20 protein-coding genes are annotated in these 24,500 nt (G+C 73.0%); 17 read left to right on the top strand and 3 right to left on the bottom strand.

Features of this window, described 5'->3' with window-relative positions:
* Nucleotides 1-115 precede the first annotated feature (115 nt).
* The 3 genes from BJ992_RS19740 to BJ992_RS19730 are packed head-to-tail and all read right to left on the bottom strand — an operon-like array spanning nt 116 to nt 4,904.
* Nucleotides 116-2,611 carry a transglutaminase TgpA family protein gene (locus BJ992_RS19740; RefSeq protein WP_184983117.1) on the bottom strand — a complete coding sequence of 832 codons (2,496 nt, stop codon included), beginning with the start codon at nt 2,609-2,611 and terminating at the stop codon, nt 116-118.
* The gene (locus BJ992_RS19735; RefSeq protein ID WP_184983116.1) at nt 2,608-3,909 is read right to left on the bottom strand and encodes a DUF58 domain-containing protein; all 1,302 of its coding nucleotides are present in this window, start codon (nt 3,907-3,909) and stop codon (nt 2,608-2,610) included. Before BJ992_RS19735 ends, BJ992_RS19740 begins: the two co-directional genes overlap by 4 nt.
* Nucleotides 3,906-4,904, bottom strand: a complete 999-nt coding sequence (locus BJ992_RS19730) for an AAA family ATPase (RefSeq protein WP_343072762.1) — start codon at nt 4,902-4,904, stop codon at nt 3,906-3,908. Before BJ992_RS19730 ends, BJ992_RS19735 begins: the two co-directional genes overlap by 4 nt.
* 537 nt (nt 4,905-5,441) lie before the next feature.
* On the opposite strand from BJ992_RS19730, the gene mraZ reads away from it, so the two are divergent.
* The 17 genes from mraZ to BJ992_RS19645 all read left to right on the top strand — a co-directional run bounded on the left by mraZ (nt 5,442) and on the right by BJ992_RS19645 (nt 24,456).
* A complete protein-coding gene (gene mraZ, locus BJ992_RS19725) occupies nt 5,442-5,873 on the top strand; it encodes a division/cell wall cluster transcriptional repressor MraZ (RefSeq protein WP_184983112.1) in 432 nt (143 codons plus the stop codon).
* A gap of 294 nt (nt 5,874-6,167) precedes the next feature.
* On the top strand, nt 6,168-7,136 hold the full coding sequence (rsmH, locus tag BJ992_RS19720; RefSeq protein ID WP_184983110.1) for a 16S rRNA (cytosine(1402)-N(4))-methyltransferase RsmH: 969 nt from the start codon (nt 6,168-6,170) through the stop codon (nt 7,134-7,136).
* On the top strand, nt 7,133-7,825 hold the full coding sequence (gene ftsL, locus BJ992_RS19715; protein WP_184983108.1) for a cell division protein FtsL: 693 nt from the start codon (nt 7,133-7,135) through the stop codon (nt 7,823-7,825). The genes rsmH and ftsL overlap by 4 nt, the downstream gene beginning before the upstream one ends.
* Nucleotides 7,826-8,226: 401 nt before the next feature.
* The gene (locus BJ992_RS19710) at nt 8,227-9,909 is read left to right on the top strand and encodes a peptidoglycan D,D-transpeptidase FtsI family protein (RefSeq protein WP_484592962.1); all 1,683 of its coding nucleotides are present in this window, start codon (nt 8,227-8,229) and stop codon (nt 9,907-9,909) included.
* 22 nt (nt 9,910-9,931) lie between these two features.
* A complete protein-coding gene (locus BJ992_RS19705; RefSeq protein WP_484592955.1) occupies nt 9,932-11,476 on the top strand; it encodes a UDP-N-acetylmuramoyl-L-alanyl-D-glutamate--2,6-diaminopimelate ligase in 1,545 nt (514 codons plus the stop codon).
* A gap of 99 nt (nt 11,477-11,575) precedes the next feature.
* Nucleotides 11,576-12,952, top strand: a complete 1,377-nt coding sequence (locus tag BJ992_RS19700; protein ID WP_184983104.1) for a UDP-N-acetylmuramoyl-tripeptide--D-alanyl-D-alanine ligase — start codon at nt 11,576-11,578, stop codon at nt 12,950-12,952.
* Complete coding sequence (mraY, locus tag BJ992_RS19695; RefSeq protein WP_184983102.1) at nt 12,949-14,007, top strand: phospho-N-acetylmuramoyl-pentapeptide-transferase; 1,059 nt, start codon at nt 12,949-12,951, stop codon at nt 14,005-14,007. The genes BJ992_RS19700 and mraY overlap by 4 nt, the downstream gene beginning before the upstream one ends.
* Entirely contained in the window at nt 13,989-15,452 is a 1,464-nt protein-coding gene (gene murD, locus BJ992_RS19690; RefSeq protein WP_184983100.1) for a UDP-N-acetylmuramoyl-L-alanine--D-glutamate ligase, read from the top strand. Before mraY ends, murD begins: the two co-directional genes overlap by 19 nt.
* A 5-nt stretch (nt 15,453-15,457) precedes the next feature.
* Entirely contained in the window at nt 15,458-16,840 is a 1,383-nt protein-coding gene (gene ftsW / locus BJ992_RS19685; protein WP_343072761.1) for a putative lipid II flippase FtsW, read from the top strand.
* Nucleotides 16,837-17,925, top strand: a complete 1,089-nt coding sequence (gene murG / locus BJ992_RS19680) for an undecaprenyldiphospho-muramoylpentapeptide beta-N-acetylglucosaminyltransferase (RefSeq protein WP_184983098.1) — start codon at nt 16,837-16,839, stop codon at nt 17,923-17,925. Before ftsW ends, murG begins: the two co-directional genes overlap by 4 nt.
* Nucleotides 17,922-19,331, top strand: coding sequence for a UDP-N-acetylmuramate--L-alanine ligase (gene murC, locus BJ992_RS19675; RefSeq protein WP_184983096.1), 1,410 nt, complete (start codon nt 17,922-17,924; stop codon nt 19,329-19,331). The genes murG and murC overlap by 4 nt, the downstream gene beginning before the upstream one ends.
* Complete coding sequence (locus tag BJ992_RS19670; protein ID WP_184983094.1) at nt 19,328-19,996, top strand: cell division protein FtsQ/DivIB; 669 nt, start codon at nt 19,328-19,330, stop codon at nt 19,994-19,996. Before murC ends, BJ992_RS19670 begins: the two co-directional genes overlap by 4 nt.
* A 261-nt stretch (nt 19,997-20,257) precedes the next feature.
* Nucleotides 20,258-21,727, top strand: a complete 1,470-nt coding sequence (gene ftsZ / locus BJ992_RS19665; RefSeq protein WP_184983092.1) for a cell division protein FtsZ — start codon at nt 20,258-20,260, stop codon at nt 21,725-21,727.
* Between the two features lie 114 nt (nt 21,728-21,841).
* Nucleotides 21,842-22,552 carry a YggS family pyridoxal phosphate-dependent enzyme gene (locus BJ992_RS19660; protein ID WP_184983090.1) on the top strand — a complete coding sequence of 237 codons (711 nt, stop codon included), beginning with the start codon at nt 21,842-21,844 and terminating at the stop codon, nt 22,550-22,552.
* 106 nt (nt 22,553-22,658) lie between these two features.
* The gene (locus BJ992_RS19655) at nt 22,659-23,165 is read left to right on the top strand and encodes a cell division protein SepF (protein WP_184983088.1); all 507 of its coding nucleotides are present in this window, start codon (nt 22,659-22,661) and stop codon (nt 23,163-23,165) included.
* An 83-nt stretch (nt 23,166-23,248) separates the two neighbouring features.
* A complete protein-coding gene (locus tag BJ992_RS19650; RefSeq protein ID WP_184988541.1) occupies nt 23,249-23,536 on the top strand; it encodes a YggT family protein in 288 nt (95 codons plus the stop codon).
* Between the two features lie 50 nt (nt 23,537-23,586).
* Entirely contained in the window at nt 23,587-24,456 is an 870-nt protein-coding gene (locus BJ992_RS19645) for a DivIVA domain-containing protein (protein WP_184983087.1), read from the top strand.
* The last annotated feature ends 44 nt before the right edge of the window (nt 24,457-24,500 follow it).

Below are 24,500 nucleotides of genomic sequence, written 5' to 3'. Positions count from 1 at the left end.
GCTGAGCCGTTCAGGCTTTCCCTCATGCCTCCGTGAAGCTTTCATCGGCCGGGCCGTCCGGGACGCGAAACGGCGCACGACCCCTGTGCGGGGCCGCGCGCCGTCCGGTGCCAGGTCAGCGTGAGCCTGTGGAGGTCAGGTCACGGTCGCCGGCCGGGGTCGTGTCCGGACGCCTGCGGGGCCACAGCCGGAGGGTCTCCAGGTGGTCGAAGGCGTCGAGGACGGTTTCTCCCGCGCCGCGCAGGCGCAGGAGTGTGGAGGCGGGCAGCAGGGTGGCGCGCAGGCGGCGGCCACGGGAGACGGTGGCGCGCAGGGCCTGCCGCGCCGTCCTCAGGTCGGCGGCCAGTGGGGTGATCTCGCCGGGGGTGCGCGCGTAGCGCAGGCGTTCCTCGGCGGTGGCGATCCGCGTGACGGCCGCCGCCGGGCCGGTGCCGAACTCGTAGTGCTCGACGAGGCGGCGGGCCAGCGCGCGCGGCGTCTCGCTCGGCGAGTAGCCGATGCCGAGGTCCACCAGCGTGTCGGTCAGTTCCCGCCACGACGCGTACACCGCGCGCCTGAGACGTCCGTCCCCCGCCGTGCCTTCCGGTGTGCCTTCCCTCGCTGTGCCGGTCCGCGCGTCGGGCCAGGGCCCGGACGCCACCGGGGCGGCGGCCACCCGCGACCAGGCGCGGCGCCTGCGGTGGCCGGTCACCAGGCGCAGGGCCGCCGGGACGAGCGCGAGCAGGAGCAGGCCACCCGCGGCGATGCCGATCTTGGCGGGGAGGCCCATGCTCTGGTCGAGGTCGAGCGGGTCGGTGCCGGCACCGGGATCGGGGTCGCGCGGGTCGCGCCGGGGCCCGAGAGGCGTGTCGGCGGCGTCGGTCTCGGCCGGAGCGGCGCTCGGCTCGTTCGCGGCGGCGTCACCGTCACCGGACTCGGAGGACGGCCGGGAGTAGTCGGGGACCCGGGCCGTGGCCTGGCCGAGCCCGCCGGAGGGGGTGGGCTCGAACCGCAGCCAGCCCGCGCCTTCGAAGTACAGCTCGGGCCAGGCGTGCAGGTCGTGCGTGCGCACCTGCCACACGCCGTTGATCTTGGTGCCGCCGGTGTACCCGATGCCGACCCGCGCGGGGATGCCGACGGTCCGCGCCATCACCGCCATGGCCGCGGCGAACTGCTCGCAGTACCCCGTCCGGTTGCGCAGGAAGTCCAGCAGCGCCTCGCTGCCGTTGCCCTGCGTGCGCAGGCTGTAGGTGAAGTCGCCGGTGGCGGTGAACCACTCCTGGAGCTTCACCGCACCCTCGTACGGCGTCTCGGCGTCGCGCACCAGGTCGGCGGCCATGCCCCTGATCTGCGGCGGCAGGTCCGGCGGCAGCGAGAGGTACCGGGAGTCGCCGCGGTCGGGGGAGACCCCCTGCGCCGTCGCCAGCGACCGGGGTGTCGGCTGCGGCTCCCAGCCCTCCACCTGGTAGGGCTGGCCACCCGCGGTGTCCTGCGTGGAGAACACCATGAGCGTGCTCTGGTCGGCACGCCAGTCGCCCTCGATCCGCACCGCGCTCGCCGGGTAGGGCAGCGGCAGGAAGCTCATGCCCTCCACCCCGTCGCTGACCACGACCTGGGTGGAGACCTTCTTCAGCGGCGCGGTGAGCGACAGCCCCGGCGCCGGCGGCAGCGGGTTCTCCGACACGCGGTCCTCGGGACGGCCACGCGGCTGCGACATGGTCCACTGCGATCCGTCGAAGGTGTCGAGCGAGTACATCCGCAGGTACCGCGGCACGTCGTCGTTGTTGGTGTAGGTGAGCACGGTGGCGTTGGCCGGCTGGCTGAGCTGGCCGCGCAGGCTGGCGATCGGATTGGGGATGGTGATGGTGTTGCCGGGTTCACCGCCTGACCCGACACCGAAGCCGAACAGCGGGTTCGGGCTCAGCGTGGGAAGCAGCGCGGGAAGCGCGATGGCGAGCGCGATGGCCGCCACCCCGATGCGCCTGCCTGACGGCGACAGCGGCGGCGTCTCGGCCACCCGCACCGCGGCGCCGGTGATCTGGGAACGGCGCGTGAGCACCGCGCGTCCCCACCGGCCGAGCCGCTCGCGTCCGTCGGCGGCCAGCAGCGCGACGTACCCGAGCGCGGCGACGACGAACGCGGGCCACCCGATGGGGTCGGGCATCACGGCGGCCGGCACGGTGTACAACGTGAGCAGCGGCAGCCCGGCGAGCGCGGCCCGTCCGAGCCGTACGGCCAGCAGATCGGTCAGCACGGCGATCAGCCCGATGCCACCGGCGGTGAGCACCAGGATCCCGGGTTCCACGGGAACGGGGGCGGCGTAACTCTGGATGTCGTCGAAGCCGTCGGCGATCAGCCCGGCGAGCGACCGGAGCGAGCCGGTGTTGGGGATGAACCCCCACCAGGCGTCGTTCGGCACGAACACCGCCGTCAGGAACACCACCAGCACGGCGACCTCCGCCGGCGGGCCGAGCCAGCGGGGCACCGACCGCAACGTGGTGAGGACGGACGCGGCGGTGACGAGCATGACGGCGCCGAGGCCGACCCAGAACCACGGGCCGTCCTGGAAGAGGGGATAGAGGGTGAGCGACGCGGCGGCGGTGGCCAGGCCCGCCGCGATCGGGACTCTCATGCGGCGTCTCCTGCCGTGATCGTTTCCTCCACGGTCTCCTGCGCTCCGGCGTACCGGCCGCTCTGGCCGCCGGCGTCCTGCCAGACGGCCGCGAGCGACCGGCCGGCGGGCAGGCGGACGATGCGCCACCCGGCGTCGGCGAGCACGGCGCGCGACCGCTCGGCGGCCTGGCCCGCGGCGTCATCGCGGCCGTGGTGCGACGGCACGGCCTGCCAGGTCGCGACGTCCAGCATGACCGCGACCCCGGTGATGCCGCCGTGCCGCAGCCGGGCGAGCGCGCGGGCCTCCTCGGGGTCCAGGTCGCCGAGCACGGCCACGATCAAGCCGTCCCCGCCGCCCTGCCGCAGCGCCGCGACGCCGGACTCCAGCGACCGCGCCGTGCTGTGCCGCACGACGGCGAGCGCGTCCACCAGGGAGTGGCCCGCGGCCGAGTCGGTGAGCTGGCCCTGGTCGGTGACCAGTCGCAGGCCGAGGCCGTCGTGCGCGAGGTGCGTGCCGATGGAGGCCGCCGCGGACACCGCGACCTCGAACGACGAACGCGGGCCCTCGCCGCGGTGCGCGTGCCTGCGGGTGTCGAGCAGCAGCGCGCCGCGGCTCTGCCACTGCTGTTCCTCACGGCGCACCATCAGCTCGCCGTACCGCGCGGTGGAACGCCAGTGCACCCGGCGCAGGTCGTCACCCTGGCGGTACTCGCGCGGCCCGATGTCGTCCTCACCGGCGGCGGCCGCCGTGGCGGTGCGGCTGTCGCCGCCACCGGTCCACTCACCCGACAGCCGGACCGGCGGCAGCCGCACCACCTCGGGGATCACCATCAGCGTGTCGGTGGCGTTGAACGCACGGGTCAGCTCCACAAGGCCGAACGGGTCGGCGATGCGCACCGACAGCGGCCCGATGGGGAACCGGCCGCGCAGGTCGGAGCGCACCTTGTAGTCGATCTCCCGGATGCCGCGCGGCTCCACCCGGTCCAGCACGAACCTCGGCCGCGCGCCGACGGCGTACGGCACGGTGTCCTCGATGAGCAGCAGCCCGGTCGGCAGCCGGGTGACGTTCTCCAGCCGCAGGGTCACCGTGCTGTCGTTGCCGACCTGGACCCGTGCCGGGTCGAGCCGCCGCGCGCAGCTCAGGCGGTAGCGGGTGCGTGCCACCACCAGCGCCGCCAGCAGCGGAAGCATGATGACGAGCACCGCGATGCGCAGCAGGTCGTGCTCACCGAGCACGAACGCGCACAGCAGGGCCGCCACGCCGGAGGCGAGGAACGAGCGGCCCCGTGATGTGAGCGCTCTCAGCCCGGAGATCACCGCCGGCCCGCTCCGTCTTCCTTCCCGCGGTTCTCCGGCACCGGCACGCGCCGCACCAGGTCGGCGACGACGTGCTCGGGACGGCGGCGCTGACCCTGCGCCTCGAGGCTCGGCAGCAGCCGGTGCGCGAGGACGGGCACCGCGAGCTCCTGCAGGTCGTCGGGGATGACATAGTCGCGGCCCGCCAGCGCGGCGTGCGCGCGTGCGGCGCGGATCAGGTGGAGCGTGGCCCGCGGCGACGCGCCGAGCCGCAGGTCGGGGGACTTGCGGGTGGCGTCGACCAGGTCGACCGCGTACCGCTTGATCGGCGAGGAGACGTACACCGCGCGCACCGCCTCGATCAGGGCCCGCACCTCGGCGGTGGTGGCGACCGCCTCCAGCTTGTCCAGCGGCGAGGCGGCGCCGTGTACGTCGATCATCTCCAGCTCGGCGGAGGGCTCGGGGTACCCCATCGCGATGCGCGCGGTGAAACGGTCGCGCTGCGCCTCGGGAAGGGGATAGGTGCCCTCCATCTCGATGGGGTTCTGCGTCGCGATCACCATGAAAGGCGTCTCGAGGAGATAGGTCGTGCCGTCGACGGTGACCTGGTGCTCCTCCATGCATTCGAGGAGGGCGGACTGCGTCTTCGGGGACGCGCGGTTGATCTCGTCGCCGACCACGATGTTGGCGAACACCGGGCCCGGCTTGAACTCGAACTCGCGTGACTGCTGGTTGAAGGCGCTGACGCCGGTGATGTCGCTCGGGAGCAGGTCGGGGGTGAACTGGACCCGCCGTACGGGGCAGTCGATGGAGCGGGCGAGCGCCTTGGCCAGCATGGTCTTGCCGACACCCGGGACGTCCTCGATGAGGAGGTGGCCCTCGGCCAGCAGGACGGTGAGCGTGAGCCGGATCACGTCCCTCTTGCCTTCGATCACCGATTCGATCGCCTCACGGATCCGATGCGCCGCGGCGACCAGACCCTCCACGTCCTGTCCGACATCGTGGGTGATTCCCACAGGGCCTCCATCAGGGTGTGGCAACCCCCCGCGAGGATCGTTGTGCGGGGGGTTCTGTGTTTCCTTTTTCATTGTGTCTACCGACACTACGGTGCGGTTGGTTCCGGAGCGACTTTCCAGGACATCGCGGATGAACAGCCCTCAGTGTTCTTCCGGCTGATCGCGGTCCTGTCCCGCCGGTGTGCGAATCCCGTGACATTAGCGCCGCGGGACGTGGTAGAGCGCGTGGCGTTCCGCTCCACTTTCCCCCACCGGGAAGATCCGCCGTGCCTCATTGGCCGCATTCCGTGACTTCCCGCGTCTCCCGTCACGTGGCCAGGCGCGGGGAAACGACTCGCGACACGCCGGTGCACCCTTAGGGAGCCTCGGCGCGCTCCACTTTGCTCCACCCCGGCTGAGCTGGGGAAACGCACGAGAAATCGCGCGCGAACTCCGAATGAATCAGTTGACGGTGGGGAGAAGTGGAGTATGGTGGTGCGCAGTGGAGGGCTGAGGTGACAGCGTCAGTCGTTCCATGCGGCACGGGAGGTGGGGCCGGTGTTTCTCGGCACCCATCAACCGCGGCTGGACGAGAAAGGACGACTGTTCCTGCCGGCGAAGTACCGTGAGGAGCTGGCGGAGGGTCTTGTGATCACCAAGGGCCAGGAGCGCTGCCTCTACGTGTTTCCCGTCGAGGAGTTCCGGCGCATCACCGAGGCGCTGCGCACGGCGCCAGTGACCGCCAAGGCGGTCCGTGACTACAGCCGCGTCCTGTTCGCCAGCGCCTCCGACGAGACCCCCGACAAACAGGGACGCATCACCATCCCCCAGAGCCTGCGCGAGTACGCGGGCCTCCGCCGCGACTGCGTCGTCATCGGCGCCAACACGCGGCTGGAGATCTGGGACGCCTCGGCCTGGGACACCTACCTGGCCGACCAAGAGCAGGCCTTCTCCGACCTGTCCGAGGAGGTGCTGCCAGGAGTCCTTTGACAAGTGGTCGACTCGTCGGTCCAGACGTCGTTCGGCGAGGTCTCCACCCGCTCCCGTGGTGCCGGGCACGACCCGGCTCCGCCGTCCCGCCGCCAGCTGATGCACCTTCCCCGGTGTCAGGTGGCGCGGCGACGCAGAGGGGACGCGGATGGGGACCTGGCCGGGCGAGACGTCCACGGGGGTGGGCGAGGCCCATCGGCGTGTCGGCGTGTACAAGCCGCGCATCCGCGAGCGAGGACGTGTCCCGGGGCAAAGAGGACACATTTCCTGAGGCGGCGTAAAGGGGGTACGACCATGCATGTCAGCGATGCCGAACCGGGCGGGCACGTCCCGGTGATGCTCTCACGTGTCCTCGAGCTGTTCGTCCCCGCGCTCGCCGTCCCCGAGCCCGTGCTCGTGGACGCCAACCTCGGTCTCGGCGGCCATGCCGAGGCGCTGCTCGCGGCGCATCCGGCGCTCCACCTCATCGGCGTCGACCGCGACCCCGTCGCGATCGAGCGGTCCACCGCGCGTCTCGCGCCGTACGCCGATCGCGTCACCCTGGTGCGCGCGGTCTCCGACGAGCTCCCCGAGGTCCTGGCCGAGGCCGGCCGGGAACGGGTCCACGGCGTCCTGTTCGACCTCGGGGTGTCCTCACCCCAGCTGGACGAGGCGGCACGCGGGTTCGCCTACTCCTACGACGCGCCGCTCGACATGCGGATGGACACCGATCAGGAGCTCACGGCCGACGTCGTGGTCAACACCTACTCCGAGGGTGAGCTGATCAGGATCCTGCGCGACTACGGCGAGGAGCGCTTCGCGCCGCGCGTCGCGCGGCTCCTCGTGCGCGAGCGGGAGGCCGGCCGCATCACGTCCACCAAGCGCCTCGCCGACATCGTCCGCTCGGCCATCCCCGCGGCCACCCGCCGCACCGGCGGGAACCCCGCCAAGAGAACGTTCCAGGCATTACGTATCGAGGTGAACGGGGAGCTGACCGCCTTCGAGCGGGCACTGCCCGCGGCGCTCGACGCACTGGTGGTCGGGGGGCGCGTGGTCGTGCTCGCCTACCACTCACTGGAGGACCGCCTCGCCAAGCGGATCCTCACCGCGAGAACCAGGGACACCGGCCCTCCCGGGCTGCCTGTCCCGCTGCCGTCCCACCAGCCGAGGTTCCGTCTGGTCACGCGGGGAGCCGAGCTCCCCGGCGACGACGAGCTGGCGCGCAACCCGCGTGCCGCCTCGGCCAGGTTGCGGGCGGCGGAGAGAATCCGGGAGCCGGAATGAGCATCGACGACACAAGGCCAGACACCCTGGGCGGCGCCACCACCGCCGCCCCCGACCGTCCCGTCCGCCGCACGCCGCGACCGCGGCCGGCCTCCGACCGTCCGCTGGACCGCGACGGCCGCACCGCCGTGCTCCGCGAGCGCACCGCACGGCCCGCCGGCCGTGACGCGGCCGGCCAGGACGGCGGGACCGCCGTGCGGCGGCCGGACTCCGCCGCGCGCGGCGTCCAGGTGGCGCCGGGGCCCGTGCGCGTCCCCCGGCGTGAGGAGCCGCGGCCGCGGAAGGCCGCCGGGTCGCCGTCGCGCGCGCCGGCGCGGGCCGCCGGCCGGCGGCGCACCGCGCCGCGCACGCCGTTCGTGCTGCTCGTGCTCGGGCTGCTCGGCGGCGGGCTGGTGACCCTGCTGCTGCTCAACACCGTGCTGGCCCGCGACTCGTTCCTGCTGTCCGACCTGCGGGACCGCAACAAGGCACTGAACGAGCAGCGGCAGGACCGCGAGAAGGACCTGCTGCTGAAGAACCAGCCGGGTTCGCTCAGCGAGCGCGCGCTCAGCCCGACCTACAAGCCCGACCCGGGTGCCCCCGAGTTCCTCGACCTGGACGGCGGCCGCTCGGGCCGGCCCGCCGGCCTGGACCAGACCCCGCTCGGCACTCCGCCGGAGGGCGAGGCCACGGAGGTCGCACCGAGGTGAGGGAAAGCGGCGGCCGCCCGCCCCGCGGCGGCCGCGGCGGCCCGGACGGTTCGCGGCGGCCTCCGGCGGCCGGCTCCGGGGAGCGCGCCGAGGGAATGTCCGCGCCGCGCAGGCCTTCCGGCCCCAAACGCGAAGGACCCGCCGTCCGGCGCACGCGGACGCCTGGAGCGGACGGTCACACCGGCAGGGCGCCGGGGCCGGACGGCGCGCAGCCGCGGCACGGGCCGGGGAACGGGCCGGCGCGGCGGCGTCCGGACGGCGCGCGGCACGGGGACGGGCCACCTGGCGACGGGCCGCCGTGGCGGCGGTTCCGGCCGCCCGGGCCGCCGCGGCCGCCGCGGCCACCGGTGCCGTTGCGCCTCGGGAACCCGGCGCGGCGGATCAACATCGGGCTGGCCGGCATGGCCGTCGTGCTGTCGTTGTTCGCCGGCAGGCTGGTGCAGTTGCAGGGCCTGGACTCCAAGGTGTTCGCGGCCAAGGCGGCGTCGCTGCGGGTGCGTGAGGAGAAGCTCCCGGCCCGCAGGGGCTCCATCACCGACGTCAACGGGCACCCGATGGCCGTCACGGTGGAGGCGCGCCAGATCTCCGCCGACCCCGAGAAGATCCCGGCGGACAAGCGCGACGAGGTGGCCGGCCGGCTGGCCGCGGTGCTCGGCGTCCCCAAGGACGGCATCGCCGGCAAGCTCGCCAAGACCGGTACCCGCTACGCGCTGCTCGCGCGCGACGTCCCGCTCGGCGTCGCGAGCCGCGTCATGGACCTGGACATCGACGGCGTCAACTCCACGCCGCACTTCCAGCGCCTGTACCCCGGCGGCGACCTCGCCGGCGGCCTCATCGGCTTCGTCGGCGACGACGGCGACGGACTGACCGGGGTCGAGCACACCTACGACACGCAGCTTTCGGGCAAGGACGGCCGCCAGACCATCGAGATCGGCGGCACCGGCCAGCGCATCCCCATGACCCGCAGCACCCGCCAGGAGCCGGTCGCCGGCAAAGGCGTGCGGCTGACCATCGACCGGGACATCCAGTGGGCCGCGCAGCAGGCCATCACGCGCCAGGTGAGGACCACCGGCGCGCGCAGCGGCAGCGTGATCGTGCTGGACGTGCGCACCGGCCAGGTGCTCGCCATGGCCAACGCACCCGAGGTGGACCTGCGCGACTGGCGCTCGGTCCCGCCGGCCGGGTGGGGCAACCGCGCGGTGTCGGAGGTGTTCGAGCCCGGCAGCACCGGGAAGGTCGTGACGGCCGCCGCGGCGCTCCAGACCGGCGCGGTGCGTCCCGAGACGGTGTTCGAGGTCCACGACAAGTACCGCTGCGCCGACCGTGTGCTCGGCGACGCGCACCCGCACCCCCCCGAGCGCCTGACGTTCACCGGCATCATCGCCGAGTCCAGCAACGTCGGCACGATCATGGCGGCCGAGCGCGTCACCGACCAGAGCCTTTACACCATGCTCCGGTCGTTCGGCTTCGGCGCGAGGACCGGCTCCGGCGCGTACGGCGAGGAGGCGGGGCTGCTGCCGAAGCGCGAGACCTGGTCGGGCAGCCAGCGCTGCACCATCGCCTTCGGCCAGGGGGTCTCGGTGACCGCGCTGCAGATGGCCGGCGTGTACCAGGCCATCGCCAACGGCGGCGTGCGCGTCGCGCCGCGTGTTGTCGCGGGCACCACCGGTGCGGACGGCGGGTTCGTCCCGGCCCCGGCGCCGAAACGGACCCGGGTGATCAGCGAGCGCACGGCCAGGGACATCACGACGATGCTGGAGGCGGCCGTCGCCGCCGAGGAGGGCACCGGCTCGCTCGCCGCGATCGACGGCTACCGCGTGGCCGGCAAGACCGGCACGGCGCAGCGGTACGACGAGCGCTGCCGGGGGTACTGCGGATACACCGCGACGTTCGTGGGCTTCACACCGGCCGACGCGCCTCGCCTGGTGGCCCTGGCCGTCCTGCAGGCGCCGGAGAACGGCCACTTCGGCGGTGAGATCGCCGCCCCCGTCTTCAAGGAGGTCATGACGTTCGCGCTGAAGACCCGGAAGATCCCGCCGACCGGCACCACGCCGCCGTCGGTGCGCATGGGCACCGACGGGTGACGGGGAAGGGTACGCTCTCGCCGTGCGTCCCGCGTCGTCTCCGCGTCCCGCGAGCAGTCCCGTCCGCCCCCTTTCCGGCCTGGCGGCCCTCATCGGCGTGCCGAGAGGCGGCGCCGGCTCAGGCGGCACCCCGATGGGGGTGGTCACCGGCGTCACCATCGACTCGCGGCAGGTGTGCCGCGGCGACCTGTACGTCGCGATGCCGGGTGCCACCACCCACGGCGCGTCGTTCGCCGCGCAGGCCGTCTCCGCGGGTGCCGCGGCGATCCTGACCGACGAGGCCGGCCGGGCCGAGGCGACCGCCACCGGCGTCCCCGTGCTCGTGGTGCCGGACCCGCGGGCCGTGCTCGGCCGGGTCGCGTCCTGGGTGTACGGCAGGCCCGCCGAGGGCCTGATGCTGCTCGGCGTCACCGGTACCAGCGGCAAGACCACCGTCACCCACCTGCTGGAGGCCGGACTGCGCGCCGCGGGCCACCGCACCGGCCTGGTCGGCGGGGTGGAGATCCGCGTCGGCGATCTCGGTTACCCGCCGGCGCTGACCACCCCGGAGGCCACCGACCTGCAGGCGCTGCTGGCGTTCATGCGCGAGCAGGGGGTGACCGCGGCGGCCATGGAGGTCTCCAGCCACGCGCTGGCCCTCGGCCGGGTGGACGGCGTGTTCTACGACGTCGCGATGTTCACCAACCTGTCGCAGGACCACCTCGACTTCCACCGCGACCTCGACGACTACTTCCGCACCAAGGCCCGGTTGTTCACCCCCGAGCTGACCCGCGTCGGCGTGGTCAACGTGGACGACCCGCACGGCCGCGAGCTGACCGGCATCGCCAAGGTCCCCGTCACGACGTTCTCCGCCGAAGGCGCGCACGAGGCCGACTGGCGCGCCGAGGACGTGCGCGCCGGCGCCGACGGCAGCACGTTCCGGGTGATCGGCCCCGGTGGCGTGGAGGCCGACGTCGCGGTGGCCCTGCCCGGCCGGTTCAACGTCGCCAACGCGCTCGGCGCGATCGTCACCCTGGTCGAGGCCGGCCTGTCCCTGCAGGCCGCCGTGCACGGCGTGGCCACCGTCACCGGTGTGCCGGGCCGCATGGAGCGCGTGCCAGGTGGCCAGGGCTACCAGGCCATCGTGGACTACTCGCACAAACCCGGCGCCGTGGAGTCGGTGCTGCGCGCGCTGCGCGGCGTCACCCAAGGGTGCCTCACGATCGTGGTCGGCTGCGGCGGCGACCGCGACCGCGGCAAACGTCCCCTGATGGGGGAGGCGGCGGCCCGCCTGGCGGACGTCGTCGTGCTGACGAGCGACAACCCGCGCTCGGAGGACCCGCTGGAGATCCTGCGCGCCATGCTGGACGGCGCGCTCCAGGTCGCCGAGCACGACCGCGCTCATGTGATCATGGAGCCCGACCGCGCGGCGGCCATCGACCTGGCCATCGCGCGGGCCCGTCCCGGCGACGTCGTCGTGGTGGCGGGCAAGGGCCACGAGCAGGGCCAGTACGTCGGCGGCGAGGTGCTGCCGTTCGACGACAGGCGCGTGGTCGCCGAGGCGATCGGCAGACGTGGGCACACCTGACCCGCCGCCTTGTGCGAGGCTGATGCGCGTACCGGGGCAGGGGGCCGCCGGTCCGTGCGAACACCCACGAACGGCTTGTAAGAGAGTAGGGATAGACGAATGATCCCGTTGCCGCTGGCAAGGATCGCCGAGATCACCTCGGGTGCCCTGACGGGCATGGCAGATCCCGGCGCCGTGGTCCGCGGGCCCGTGCTGATCGACTCGCGGGCCGCCGAGCCCGGGTCGTTGTTCGTCGCGATCCGCGGCGATCGCGCCGACGGCCACGACTTCGCCGCGAAGGCCTGCGAGGACGGCGCGGTCGCCGTGCTCGCCGCGAGGCCCGTCGACGCGCCGGCCGTCATCGTGGGGGACACCGTGGCCGCGCTCGGCGACCTCGCCGCCGCCGTGCTCGCCGAGCTGCCGGAGACCACCGTCATCGGTGTCACGGGGTCGGCCGGCAAGACCACCACCAAGGACCTCCTGGCGGGGCTCACCGCGCTCGCGGGCCCCACCATCGCCCCACCCGGCTCGTTCAACAACGAGATCGGCCACCCCCTCACCGTGCTGCGCGCCACCGAGGACACCCGCTACCTCGTGCTGGAGCTCAGTGCGCGCGAGGAGGGCCACATCGCGCACCTGGCGCGGATCGCCCCGCCGAAGATCGGCGTGGTGCTCAACGTCGGCACCGCGCATCTCGGGGTGTTCGGCGGCCGCGACCGCATCGCCAAGGCCAAGGGTGAGCTCGTCGAGGCCCTCCCCGCCGACGGCACGGCCGTGCTCAACGCCGACGACCCCTACGTCCGCGACATGGCGGGCCGCACCGACGCCGCGGTGCGGTGGTACGGCCGCGGCCCCACGGCCCAGGTGCGTGCCGTGGACGAACGGCTGGACGAGCGGGGCCGCGCGTCGTTCACCCTGGTCACCCCGTCCGGCCGTGCGCCGGTGACGCTGCGGCTGCACGGCGCGCACGCGGTCGACAACGCGCTCGCCGCCGCCGCGGCGGCCTACGAGCTCGGCATCCCGGTCGCGGCGCTCGCCGCCGAGCTGTCGCGGGCCGAGCCGCGCAGCCGCTGGCGCATGGAGGTCACCGACCGGGCCGACGGCGTCACCGTGGTCAACGACGCCTACAACGCCAACCCCGACTCCATGCGCGCCGCCTTCGGCGCGCTCGGCGCGCTGGCCGGCGGCCGCCGCACGTTCGCCGTGATCGCCTCGCTGCGCGAGCTCGGCGACGAGAGCGACGCGCTGAACGAAGGCGTGGGCCGTCTCGCCGCCTCGTCCGGCCTCGCCGGGCTGTGGGTGGTCGGCGAGGACGCCGGGCCGATGCTGGCCGGTGCCAAGGACCAGCGGGGCCTGCGGCACGTGCCGGACGCCGCCACCGCCGCCGCCGAGCTCGCCGAGACGCTGCGTCCCGGCGACGTCGTGCTGGTCAAGGGACCGCGCGTCGCGGGCCTCGAGAAGGTCGCCGCGGCGCTGCTGGGTGGTGACGCCGCATGAGGGACATCATCGTCGCGGCCGCCGTGGCGTTCGTGCTGTCGATGCTCGGCACGCCGCTGGCGATCCGCCTGTTCAGCCGCCGCGGCTACGGCCAGAACATCCGCGAGGAGGGGCCCTCGGGGCACCACGAGAAGCGCGGCACCCCCACCATGGGCGGCACGGTGCTGGTGATCGCGGCGCTCATCGGGTTCACCTGCTCCCACCTCGCCACCTGGACGCCGCCGACCGCCTCGGCGCTGCTGGTGCTGTTCCTGATGACGGGACTCGCCACGGTCGGCTTCCTCGACGACTTCATCAAGATCTACAAGCAGCGCAGCCTCGGCCTGCGCAGTGGCGCCAAGGCGCTCGGCCAGCTCGTCGTCGGCGCGGTGTTCGCCGTCCTGGTGGTGCGGTTCCCCAACTCCTACGCCATCACCCCCGCCGAGACACGGTTGTCATTCCTGCGGGACTTCGGGCCGTCGGTCGGCATCGTGATCTTCACGATCTGGGTGCTCATCATGATCGTGGGGTTCTCCAACGCGGTGAACCTCACCGACGGCCTCGACGGCCTCGCCAGCGGCGCCACCGGCGTGGTGCTCGCCGCCTACGTCCTGATCGGCAACTGGCAGCTGCGCAACAGCTGCCTGAACCAGCTCGGGCCCAACTGCTACTGGGTGCGCGACCCGCTGGACCTCGCGGTGGTCGCCGCCGCCGTGCTCGGCGGGCTGTTCGGCTTCCTGTGGTGGAACGCGCCGCCTGCCAAGATCTTCATGGGGGACACCGGCTCACTGGCTCTCGGCGGTGTGCTGGCCGGGCTCGCGATCACCACCCGCACGCAGTTCCTGCTGTTCATCCTGGCCGGGCTGTGCGTCATCATCACCGCCTCGGTGATCATCCAGGTCGGCTTCTTCAAGATGACCGGCAGACGGGTGTTCCGCATGGCGCCGCTCCAGCACCACTTCGAGCTGGCGGGCTGGGCCGAGACCACCATCGTGGTCCGCTTCTGGCTGATCGCGGCCCTGTGCGCGGCCGCTGGGCTCGGCCTGTTCTACGTCGAATGGATGCCGAAGACGTGACGCGCCACGGGGACACCGGCCCCGGCGCACCGGCTCCGGAGGGCCCGGCGCGGAAGGACACCGTCTGCGTGGCGGGGCTCGGGGTGTCCGGGGCCGCCGCGGCGCGGGTGCTCGCACGCGACGGCCACCGTGTCGTGGTCGTGGAGACCGGGGACGGGCCGCGGCAGCGGGCCGCGGCGGCCGAGCTCCAGGCCGAAGGGGTGGAGGTCCGGTTCGGCGGCGGCCTGCCGCCGGAGGCCGGGCTCGTGGTCACCTCGCCGGGCTGGCGGCCGGACACGCCGCTGCTCACCGAGGCGGCCGGCCGCGGCGTCGAGGTGATCGGCGAGGTCGAGCTGGCCTGGCGCCGCAGACCGGCCGGTGCCGCGCCGTGGCTCGCGCTGACCGGCACCAACGGCAAGACCACGGCGGTGCGCATGCTCACCGCCATGCTCACCGCCGCCGGGTACGACGCCGCGGCCGTCGGCAACGTCGGCACCCCCGTCGTCGAGGCCGTGGCGGACAAGCACGACGTCCTCGCCGTGGAGCTGTCCAGCTTCCAGCTCCACTGGTCCGCCACACTGGCCCCCCACGCCGCCGCCGTGCTGAACGTCGCCGACGACCACATCGACTGGCACGGGTCGCTGGAGGAGTACGCACGGGTCAAGGGCCGCGTCTTCGAGCGCGCCGGCGTGGTCGTGTACAACGCCGGCGACGAGATCTCCACTCGTCTCGCGGCCCCCTATCTGGAGCGCTCCGGCGTGCGGGCCGTGGGCTTCACGCTCGGGGTGCCGGGCCCCGGCATGCTCGGCGTGGTCGAGGACCTGCTGGTGGACCGCGCCTTCACCGGCGACCCGGCGACACAGGCGGAGGAGCTGGCCACCCTCGCGGACGTGCGGCCGTTCGCGCCGCACAACGTCGCCAACGCGCTCGCCGCGGCGGCACTGGCCCGCGCCTACGGTGTGCCGCCGGACGCGGTGCGGCGGGGCCTCGCGGAGTACGTGCCGGACCCGCATCGCATCGCGCTGGTCGCGCGGGTCGGCGAGGTCGACTACGTCGACGACTCCAAGGCCACCAACCCGCACGCCGCGGCGGCGTCCCTGGCGTCCTACCTGTCGGTCGTGTGGGTCGCGGGAGGCCTTCTCAAGGGTGCCGACGTGGACGACCTGGTGCGCGGCGCCGCCGGACGGCTGCGTGGCGCCGTGCTCATCGGCGCGGACCGGGAGCGGATCCGGCAGGCTCTGGCGCGACACGCGGCGGATGTTCCCGTGGTGGAGGTGCCGGGGCAAGACACTGGGGTCATGGACCGCGTCGTCGCCGAGGCCGCGAGGCTCGCCGCACCGGGGGACACCGTGCTGCTCGCCCCCGCGGGTGCCTCCATGGACATGTTCGTCAACTACGGCGCGCGCGGCGACGCCTTCGCCGCCGCCGTCGGCCGCCTGGCCGCCGGCGCGGCCACGGGAGCGTGAGGCCCGTGCGGGAGGCGCCGGCGGGCCCCGCGGGTGACGGCCGTGCCGTGCGGGACCGTGCCGTCAAGGAGCGCGCGGCCACCGGCGCGGGCCAGGACTCCGGGGGGGACACCTGGTGGCGCAGGGAGCGGCTCACCGGGCTCGGCGACCTGCTCAACCGGCCGCTCACCTCGTACTACCTGATCCTGGCGTGCAGCGGCCTGCTGCTCACGCTCGGGCTGATGATGGTGCTGTCCGCATCGAGCATCGAGGCGCTGCAGAAGACCGGCAGCCCTTTCTACTGGTTCATCAAGCAGTCCTTCTCGGTGGCGCTCGGGCTGCCGGTCATGTGGCTGTGCTCGCGGCTGCCGCAGCGGTTCTTCCGGCTCGCGGGGAACCCGTTGATGGTCATCGCCATCCTCGGGCTCATCCTGGTGATCTTCATCGGCGAGGCCGAGCTCGGCGCGCAGCGGTGGATCTACATCGGCGGTCTCACCGTCCAGCCGTCGGAGCCCGCCAAGCTCGGCCTGGTGATCTGGGGGGCCGACCTGCTGGCCAGACGGGCCAAACGCGGCCGCATCGAGTGGCGGCAGCTCCTCATCCCGCTGATGCCGGGTACGGCCCTGCTCGCCGTGCTCGTCATGATCGGCAGCGACCTCGGCACCACGCTCGTGCTCATGATGATCTTCCTGGCGCTGCTGTGGGTGGTCGGCGCGCCGCTGCGGCTGTTCGGCGGCATCCTCGCCGTCGCCTCGCTCGCCACCGTCATCATGATCAGCGTCGAGGGGTATCGTTCCGCGCGCATCCAGGGCTGGCTCGACGTGTGGGGCAACGCGCAGACCTCGGGCTACCAGGCGGCGCAGGGCCAGATCGCCATGGGCTCCGGCGGCTGGTTCGGCCTCGGCCTCGGCAGCAGCAGGCAGAAGTGGAGCTGGGTGCCGCACGCCGAGAGCGACTTCATCTTCTCGATCATCGGCGAGGAGCTCGGCCTGATGGGCACCCTGCTCGTCGTGGCCCTGTTCGGGCTGCTCGGTTACGCGGGCCTGCGGGTCGCGACCCGGGTGAAGGACCCGTTCGTCCGGCTCACCTCCTCGGCCGCCGTGGCGTGGATCTGCGGCCAGGCCATCGTGAACATCGGCGCGGTCATCGGCGCGCTCCCCATCACCGGCATCCCCTTGCCGCTGGTCTCGTACGGCGGTTCGGCGCTGCTGCCGACCCTGGCCGCGCTCGGCATGCTGCTGTCGTTCGCCAAGCGTGAACCCGGCGCGGCGGAGGCGCTCGCCGCTCGGGGCCCCGGCCCCGCCGCGCGGGCTCTAAGCTGGCTTGGCCTGGGTCGCCCGGCGGGGGGGATCCGCCGTCCGCGGCCCGGTCCAGACAACGAGGCACGCGGAGTGAAAGGACCGACATGAGGGTGGTCCTCGCAGGCGGCGGAACGGCCGGCCACATCGAGCCCGCTCTGGCGCTCGCCGACGCCCTGCGCAGGATGGATCCCGGCATCGGGATCACCTGCCTCGGCACCGAGCGCGGGCTGGAGACGAGGCTGGTGCCCGCGCGGGGGTACGAACTGGCGCTCGTCCCGGCGGTTCCCCTGCCGAGGGCGATCACGCCGCAACTGCTCACCGTCCCCGGCCGGCTGGCCGGGGCGATCAACGCGGCGGCAGGCGTCATGGATCGCGTCCAGGCCGACGTCCTGGTCGGATTCGGGGGATACGTCGCCACACCGGCCTACCTCGCCGCCAGGCGGCGCGGACTGCCGATCGTGGTGCACGAGGCCAACCCGCGGCCCGGCCTCGCCAACCGCCTCGGGGCCCGGCTCACCGACCACGTGTACACCGGCCACCCCGACACCCCGCTGCCACGCGGGAAGTACGTCGGCATCCCGCTGCGCGAGGAGATCGTCGCCCTGGACCGCCTCTCCACCGGAGACAAGGCGAGGTCCTACTTCGGGCTGGAGAACGACCGGCCGACGCTGCTGGTCTTCGGCGGATCCCAGGGTGCGCGCGCCATCAACGAGGCCGCGCTCGCCGCGGCCCCGGCGCTGCGTCAGTCGGGTGTGCAGGTGATCCACGTGGTCGGCCCCAAGAACACGATCGAGGTGGAGCCGCCTCCCGGCGACCCGCAGTACGTCGTGCTGCCGTACGTCGACCGCATGGACCTCGCGTACGCCGCGGCCGACTTCGTGCTGTGCCGCAGCGGAGCCATGACCTGCGCGGAGCTGACCGCCGTGGGGCTGCCGGCCGCGTACGTCCCGCTTCCGCACGGCAACGGCGAGCAGCGGCTCAACGCCGCGCCGATCGTGCAGGCCGGGGGAGGCCTGATGGTCGACAACGCCGACCTCACCGCCGACTGGATCATCCAGACGGTGCTGCCGGTCCTGCGCGACCCCGAGCGTGTCGTCGCGATGTCGGAGGCCGCGGGCCGCATCGGCCGCAAGGACGCCGACACGGTGCTGGCCCGCGAGGTCATGGGCATCGTGGCCGGAGGCCGCCGATGAGCCTGGTGAAACTCGTGGCGCCGGTGGCGGCACAGGATCTCGGACGTGTCCACTTCATCGGCATCGGCGGGGCCGGCATGTCCGGCATCGCGCGCATCCTGGTCAAGCGCGGGGTGGCGGTGTCCGGCAGCGACGCGCGTTCCTCCCCCATGGTGACCGAGCTGCGTGAGCTCGGCGCCACCGTGTACGTCGGCCACGCCGCCTCCCACATCAAGAACGTCGACACCGTGGTGGTGTCCACCGCCATCCGCGACTCCAACCCCGAGCTCGGCGAGGCGCTGCGCCAGGGGCTGCGGGTCATCCCGCGCGCCGCCGCGCTGGCCGCGCTGATGGTGGGCCGCACCGGTGTCGCGGTGGCCGGCACCCATGGCAAGACCACCACCACTTCGATGCTCACCGTGGCGCTGCAGAAGTGCGGCCGCGACCCGTCGTACTGCGTCGGGGGCCAGCTCGTCACCACCGGGCTCGGCGCCGACGAGGGGGCCGGCGAGGTGTTCGTGGCGGAGGCCGACGAGAGCGACGGGTCGTTCCTGATGCTGGCGCCGCGCGTCGCGGTGGTGACCAACGTCGAGGCCGACCACCTGGACAACTACGGCGATCCGCAGGCCGTGTACGACAGCTTCGCGAGGTTCGTGGAGCGCGTCTCGTCGGTGCTGGTGGTGTGCGCCGACGATCCCGGCGCGATGGAGCTCGTCGCGCTCGGCCGGGCCCGGGGCCTGCGGGTGCGCACCTACGGCAGGGCCGAGCACGCCGACCTGCGGGTCGATGGCATCGCACCGGACGGGTTCGGCGTGCGGTTCAGCGTGGAGGGTCACGGCGACGTCCGCCTGGCCGTGCCGGGGCGGCACAACGCGCTGAACGCCACGGCCGCGCTCGCGGTGGCCCTGGAGCTCGGGGTGCCGTTCGACGAGTTCCGCGACGGGCTCGCGGAGTTCACCGGGGCCAAGCGGCGGTTCGAGTCCAAGGGTGAGGCCGCGGGGGTGGCGGTGTTCGACAGCTACGCGCACCACCCCACCGAGCTCGCCGCCGACCTGCGGGCCGCGCGCGACGTCGTGGCCACGTTCTCCGGGCCCGGGGGCCGCGTCATCGCGGTGTTCCAGCCCCACCTGTACTCCCGCACGCGGTTCTTCGCCGACGACTTCGGCGCCGCGCTCGGGCTGGCCGACGAGGCCATCGTGCTCGACGTCTACGGCGCGCGTGAGGACCCCGAGCCGGGTGTCTCAGGCGCGCTGGTGGCCGGCAAGGTGCGGCTGCCGTCCGACCAGGTCGTCTACGTGCCCGACCGGACCGCCGTGCCGGCCATGGTGGCCGACCGGGCCCGGCCGGGGGACGTGGTGCTGACCATGGGGGCCGGCGACGTGACCGAGCTCGGTCCCCACATCATCGCCGAGCTCGCCGCGCGGTGAGCACCCCCTGGCGCACCGGCCTGGCCGTCCTGCTGTTCTGCGGGGTGGTGGCGGCCGCGGCGTGGCTGGTGTTCTTCTCGCCGGTGCTCGGCGTGCGCCAGGTCGCGGTGTCGGGCAACCAGACCCTGTCGGCGGAGGCGGTGCGCAGCGCCGCCGCCGTGCCGTCCCGCCAGCCGCTGGCGGCCGTGGACGTCGAAGGGGTGCGGCGGCGGGTCGCGGCGCTGCGCCAGGTGGAAGCGGCGGCGGTCGAGCGGGTCTGGCCGGGCACCTTGCGCATCAAGGTCGACGAGCGGCGGCCGCTGGCCGCGGTGCCGGTGGCCGGCGGCGCGGCCGTGGTCGACCGGCACGCGATGGTGATCGAGACCAGGGAGGCCGTCCCGGTGGGGCTGCCGCTGCTGCGGGTCGGCAGGTTCGCCGCCGACGACCCCGCCACCATGGCGGCGCTGGCCGTGGTGCGCGGGCTGCCGTGGGAGCTGTCGCGGCGGGTGCGGGAAGTGCGCGCCACGACGGGCCGTGATGTTTCCCTCCGGCTGGCCGACGGCCGTACGATCATGTGGGGTGACGCGGGACGTACCCGCGACAAGGCGCGCGTCGCGCTCGCGCTGCTGCAACGCCCCGGTGACGCCTACGACGTGAGCACACCGGACGTGGTGACGGTGAAGTGACGTGGCCCGCCGCTCCGCGCGGGCCCGCTCCGCTCACCGGTGCGCCATGCCACTCAGGAGCGAAAGGGACACGCCGGACGTGCTTGCGGCGCGGTGAGTTGACCCTGGGGGAGGGGCAACCCTACTGTCCGTATCATTCCTCAGGTTGACATAACTCTAAATCTCAACTTGAGGGTGAGAGTTAAACAATAAGGCCCGGCGACTTCCGGGCTTCACGTAATGCAAGTAGAAGCAAGTAAACGAGCGGAAAGGCCCCTCGTCGTGGCAGCACCGCAGAACTACCTCGCGGTCATCAAGGTCGTCGGCATCGGCGGCGGCGGAGTGAACGCCGTGAACCGGATGATCGAGGAGGGACTCAAGGGCGTCGAGTTCATCGCCATCAACACCGACGCCCAGGCGCTGCTGATGAGTGACGCCGACGTCAAACTGGACGTGGGCCGCGAGCTCACCCGGGGTCTCGGTGCGGGGGCCAACCCCGAGGTCGGCCGCAAGGCCGCCGAGGACCACCGTGAGGAGATCGAAGAGGTCATCAAGGGCGCCGACATGGTGTTCGTCACGGCGGGCGAGGGCGGCGGCACCGGCACAGGCGGCGCGCCTGTGGTCGCCAACATCGCGCGATCGCTCGGCGCGCTGACCATAGGAGTCGTCACCCGGCCGTTCAGCTTCGAGGGACGGCGCAGGGCCATGCAGGCCGAGGCCGGCATCGAGACGTTGCGCGACGAGGTCGACACCCTGATCGTCATCCCCAACGACCGGCTGCTGTCCATCTCCGACCGCCAGGTGAGCGTGCTCGACGCGTTCAAGGCGGCCGACCAGGTGCTGCTGTCCGGTGTGCAGGGCATCACCGACCTCATCACCACGCCGGGTCTGATCAACCTCGACTTCGCCGACGTGAAGTCCGTGATGTCCGGCGCCGGGTCGGCGCTGATGGGCATCGGGCACGCGCGCGGGGACGACCGGTCGGTGGCCGCCGCCGAGATGGCGGTGTCCAGCCCGCTGCTGGAGGCCAGCATCGACGGCGCGCACGGCGTGCTGCTGTCCATCGCCGGCGGGTCCGACCTCGGCCTCTTCGAGATCAACGAGGCGGCCCAGCTCGTGTCCAACGCCGCGGCCTCCGACGCCAACATCATCTTCGGCACGGTCATCGACGACGCGCTCGGCGACGAGGTCCGCGTCACCGTGATCGCCGCCGGGTTCGACGAGCCCGACGAGAAACCGGCGCCGGCGCAGCCGGTCTCCCGGCCACAGCCCGCCTCCCGTCCGGCGGCCGGCTCGCAGGCACAGGGGACGGCCGGCACGGCCACGGCCGCGGGCACGCAGTCCGCGCCGGCGGCGCCGCAGCCCCGTCCGTCGTCGTTCACCGCGCCGCGGGCCGAGCCCGCGCGCACCGAGTCCCGGCCCGAGTCCCGGCCCGAGCCTCCGCGCGCCGAGCCCTCCCGCGCCGAGCAGCGACCGGCCCCCGTGCGTCCGTTCCCGCCGGCGTCCGCGCAGTCCGCCACACCGGCGCCGCCGGCGCAGCAGCCCTCGGCGGCCGCGGCCGATCCGGTCACGCCGCGTGAGACGGCGGTGGCGCGCGACGCCGACGACGACCAGGCGCCGCTGACCATCCCGCGGCCCACCCCCGAGCCCCCCACTCCCATCACCTCCCGCGTCACCGACCCCAACCGGCGCCGCCAGGTCGTGTTCGAGGACCAGGAAGAGGAACTGGACGTTCCCGACTTCCTCAAGTGACACCGGTCGTGACGCCGGCGCCGTGAGCACTCCCCCCACCCGGGCCACGCGGCGGTCCCGTTACGCTGGGCCCGCTATGAGCCATGGCGAGATCACGGAGCGGGCGGGCCGTACATGACCGATGTGAGCACCGCGCGGCGCGAGGAGATCGCGGCGGGCCTGGCACAGGTGGAGCGGCGGATCGCCGAGGCGTGCGCCGCCGCCGGCCGGCCACGCGAGGAGGTCACGCTCGTCGCGGTGACCAAGACCTACCCGGTGTCCGACATCCGGATCCTCAGCGGGCTCGGGGTGCGCGACATCGGGGAGAACCGCGACCAGGAGGCCGCCGCCAAGGCGCGCGACTGCGCCGGCCTGCCGGTGCGGTGGCACTTCGTCGGTCAGCTCCAGACCAACAAGGCCCGTTCCGTGGCGTCCTACGCCGACGTGATCCACTCGGTGGACCGGCCGAGGCTCGCCGCCGCGCTCGGCCGGGGGGCCGTGGCCGCGGGACGGCTGGTCACCTGCCTGGTCCAGGTGGCACTGGACGACGACCCCGGACGCGGCGGCGTCACACCGGACGGCGTCCCCGCCGTGGCGGACGCCGTCGCCGAGCAGGAGGGACTCGTGCTCGGCGGCGTCATGGCGGTGGCACCGCTCGGCACGAGCCCGGCCCCGGCGTTCGCGCGCCTGCGCGAGGTGGCGGAGGCCCTGCGCGCGGCGCATCCACGAGCGTCGATGATTTCCGCCGGAATGAGCGGAGATCTGGCGGAGGCCGTCGCACACGGCGCGACACACGTGCGGGTCGGTACGGCGTTGCTCGGCCGCCGGACGCCCTTCGTCAGGTAATGTCCCCCCGAGTGGACCTTGATGTCCATGTATCCGAGCAGAGGTCGACAGCGGTGCCTTAGGTTGCCTTGGGTGCGGCGACCATGAGCAGGAGGACGACGGAGCGATGGCCGGCGCGATGCGCAAGATGGCGGTCTACCTCGGTCTCGTGGAGGACGACCGCTACCCCGACTACGGCGGTTACGCCGACGAGGACGATTATCCCGACGACTACGCCGACCGCCGCCGCGACGAGCGCGGCACCGGCGCGCCGCAGGAGGGCCTTGAGGAGCCCGAGAGCCCGGTGCCCGCCCCCCGGTCGGGGGTGCCCGTCGTCGAGCGCCGTACGACCGATCTGGCGCGGATCACGACACTTCACCCTCGCACGTACAACGAGGCCCGCACGATCGGGGAGCACTTCCGCGAAGGCACCCCTGTCATCATGAATCTGACAGAGATGGTCGACAGCGACGCGAAGCGGCTGGTCGATTTCGCGGCAGGTCTGGTCTTTGGCCTACATGGCAGCATTGAACGTGTTACCAACAAGGTGTTCCTGTTGTCCCCTGCCAATGTCGAGGTGACCGCCGAGGACAAGGCCCGAATCGCGGAACGCGGGTTCTTCAACCAGAGCTAGAGTTCCACCTATGAACAGTGAACGGCCACACCTGGCCCGCTCGGACCGTGGCAGGCACGTCGGTGGGGAGGCGGGGCACGACCGTGGGGATCATTAGTGACATCCTCGTCGGGATCCTCGCGATCTACCTCGTCCTGCTGATCGGCAGGATGATCTTTGAGACCGTGCAGGCGTTCGCGCGCTCCTGGCACCCCACCGGGGTCGTCCTGGTGCTCGCGGAGGCCACGTACACGGTGACCGATCCGCCTCTCAAGTTCCTCCGCCGTTTCATTCCCCCGCTCCGGTTGGGTACGGTGGCCTTTGACCTGAGCTTCACAGTGCTGTTCATTGTGGTCTTGCTCATGATCAACATTGTGTCCGTGCTTCGTTAGATCGGGTACCGTCCTGTCGGACCGACTCCGAGCGCGCCAAGGAGACCGAAATGCCGCTGACGCCCGCTGATGTGCGGAACAAGCAATTCAGTACCACCCGGCTGCGGCCGGGGTACGACGAGGAAGAGGTCGACGCCTTCCTCGATGAGGTTGAGGCCGAGCTGGACCGCCTCATCCAGGAGAACGAGGAACTGCGTGCCAAGCTGACCGAGTGCCTGCGCGGCAAGGTCCCCGGTGGCATGGGCATGGCGATGGCCCCCGCGCCGGTCGCCGAGCCCAAGCCCGAGATGATGATGCCGCAGCCGGAGCCCATGAAGCAGCCGGAGCCGATCAGGCCCGAGCCGGTGCCGGTCGGGATGGGGATGCCTCCCGCCGAGGACAACATGGACACCGCGGCCCGCGTGCTCGCGCTCGCACAGCAGACCGCCGACCAGGCCATCGCCGACGCGCGCCGCGAGGCCGACGAGACGGTCACCCGTGCGCGCCGCGAGGCCGACGAGATCCTCGGCAAGGCACGCCGCCAGGCCGAGCAGATCATCGGCGACGCGCGCGGCCGCGCCGAGACGCTGGAGCGTGACGCGCAGGAGCGGCACCGCCAGGCGATGGGTTCCCTCGTGCAGACCCGCGACGAGCTGGAGCGCAAGGTCGACGAGTTGCGCAGCTTCGAGCGTGAGTACCGCAGCCGGTTGAAGCTCTACCTGGAGAACCAGCTCGCCGAGCTGAACGTCGCGGCCGAGGGCAGCGGCGGGTTCCCCGTGGTCGGCGGCCAGATGGGTGGCGCCCCCGCCATGTCCCACGCCGGCGCGCCTGGTGGCCCCCAGCAGATCCAGGGTGGCCAGAGCAACCCGTTCGGCGCTCCCGAGCCGGCGCCGCACTCCGGTGCCTTCCCGGTTGACGCTCCGCACACCGACCGGCGTTAAGGTAAAGGTCAAGGGTTTACGCCGACCCGCGACTGGGAGTTCTC

Source organism: Sphaerisporangium rubeum (assembly GCF_014207705.1).
Taxonomy (GTDB): domain Bacteria; phylum Actinomycetota; class Actinomycetes; order Streptosporangiales; family Streptosporangiaceae; genus Sphaerisporangium; species Sphaerisporangium rubeum.
This window is presented reverse-complemented; position numbering and strand designations above follow the sequence as displayed.

Excerpts from the sequence above, each read along its gene's own strand:
- BJ992_RS19740 (WP_184983117.1), bottom strand. The coding sequence starts at position 2,611 with ATGAGAGTCCCGATCGCGGCGGGCCTGGCCACCGCCGCCGCGTCGCTC.
- rsmH (WP_184983110.1), top strand. The coding sequence starts at position 6,168 with ATGCATGTCAGCGATGCCGAACCGGGCGGGCACGTCCCGGTGATGCTC.
- ftsL (WP_184983108.1), top strand. The coding sequence starts at position 7,133 with ATGAGCATCGACGACACAAGGCCAGACACCCTGGGCGGCGCCACCACC.
- BJ992_RS19710 (WP_484592962.1), top strand. The coding sequence starts at position 8,227 with ATGGCCGTCGTGCTGTCGTTGTTCGCCGGCAGGCTGGTGCAGTTGCAG.
- BJ992_RS19700 (WP_184983104.1), top strand. The coding sequence starts at position 11,576 with ATGATCCCGTTGCCGCTGGCAAGGATCGCCGAGATCACCTCGGGTGCC.
- mraY (WP_184983102.1), top strand. The coding sequence starts at position 12,949 with ATGAGGGACATCATCGTCGCGGCCGCCGTGGCGTTCGTGCTGTCGATG.
- murD (WP_184983100.1), top strand. The coding sequence starts at position 13,989 with ATGGATGCCGAAGACGTGACGCGCCACGGGGACACCGGCCCCGGCGCA.
- murG (WP_184983098.1), top strand. The coding sequence starts at position 16,837 with ATGAGGGTGGTCCTCGCAGGCGGCGGAACGGCCGGCCACATCGAGCCC.
- murC (WP_184983096.1), top strand. The coding sequence starts at position 17,922 with ATGAGCCTGGTGAAACTCGTGGCGCCGGTGGCGGCACAGGATCTCGGA.
- BJ992_RS19660 (WP_184983090.1), top strand. The coding sequence starts at position 21,842 with ATGACCGATGTGAGCACCGCGCGGCGCGAGGAGATCGCGGCGGGCCTG.
- BJ992_RS19655 (WP_184983088.1), top strand. The coding sequence starts at position 22,659 with ATGGCCGGCGCGATGCGCAAGATGGCGGTCTACCTCGGTCTCGTGGAG.
- BJ992_RS19645 (WP_184983087.1), top strand. The coding sequence starts at position 23,587 with ATGCCGCTGACGCCCGCTGATGTGCGGAACAAGCAATTCAGTACCACC.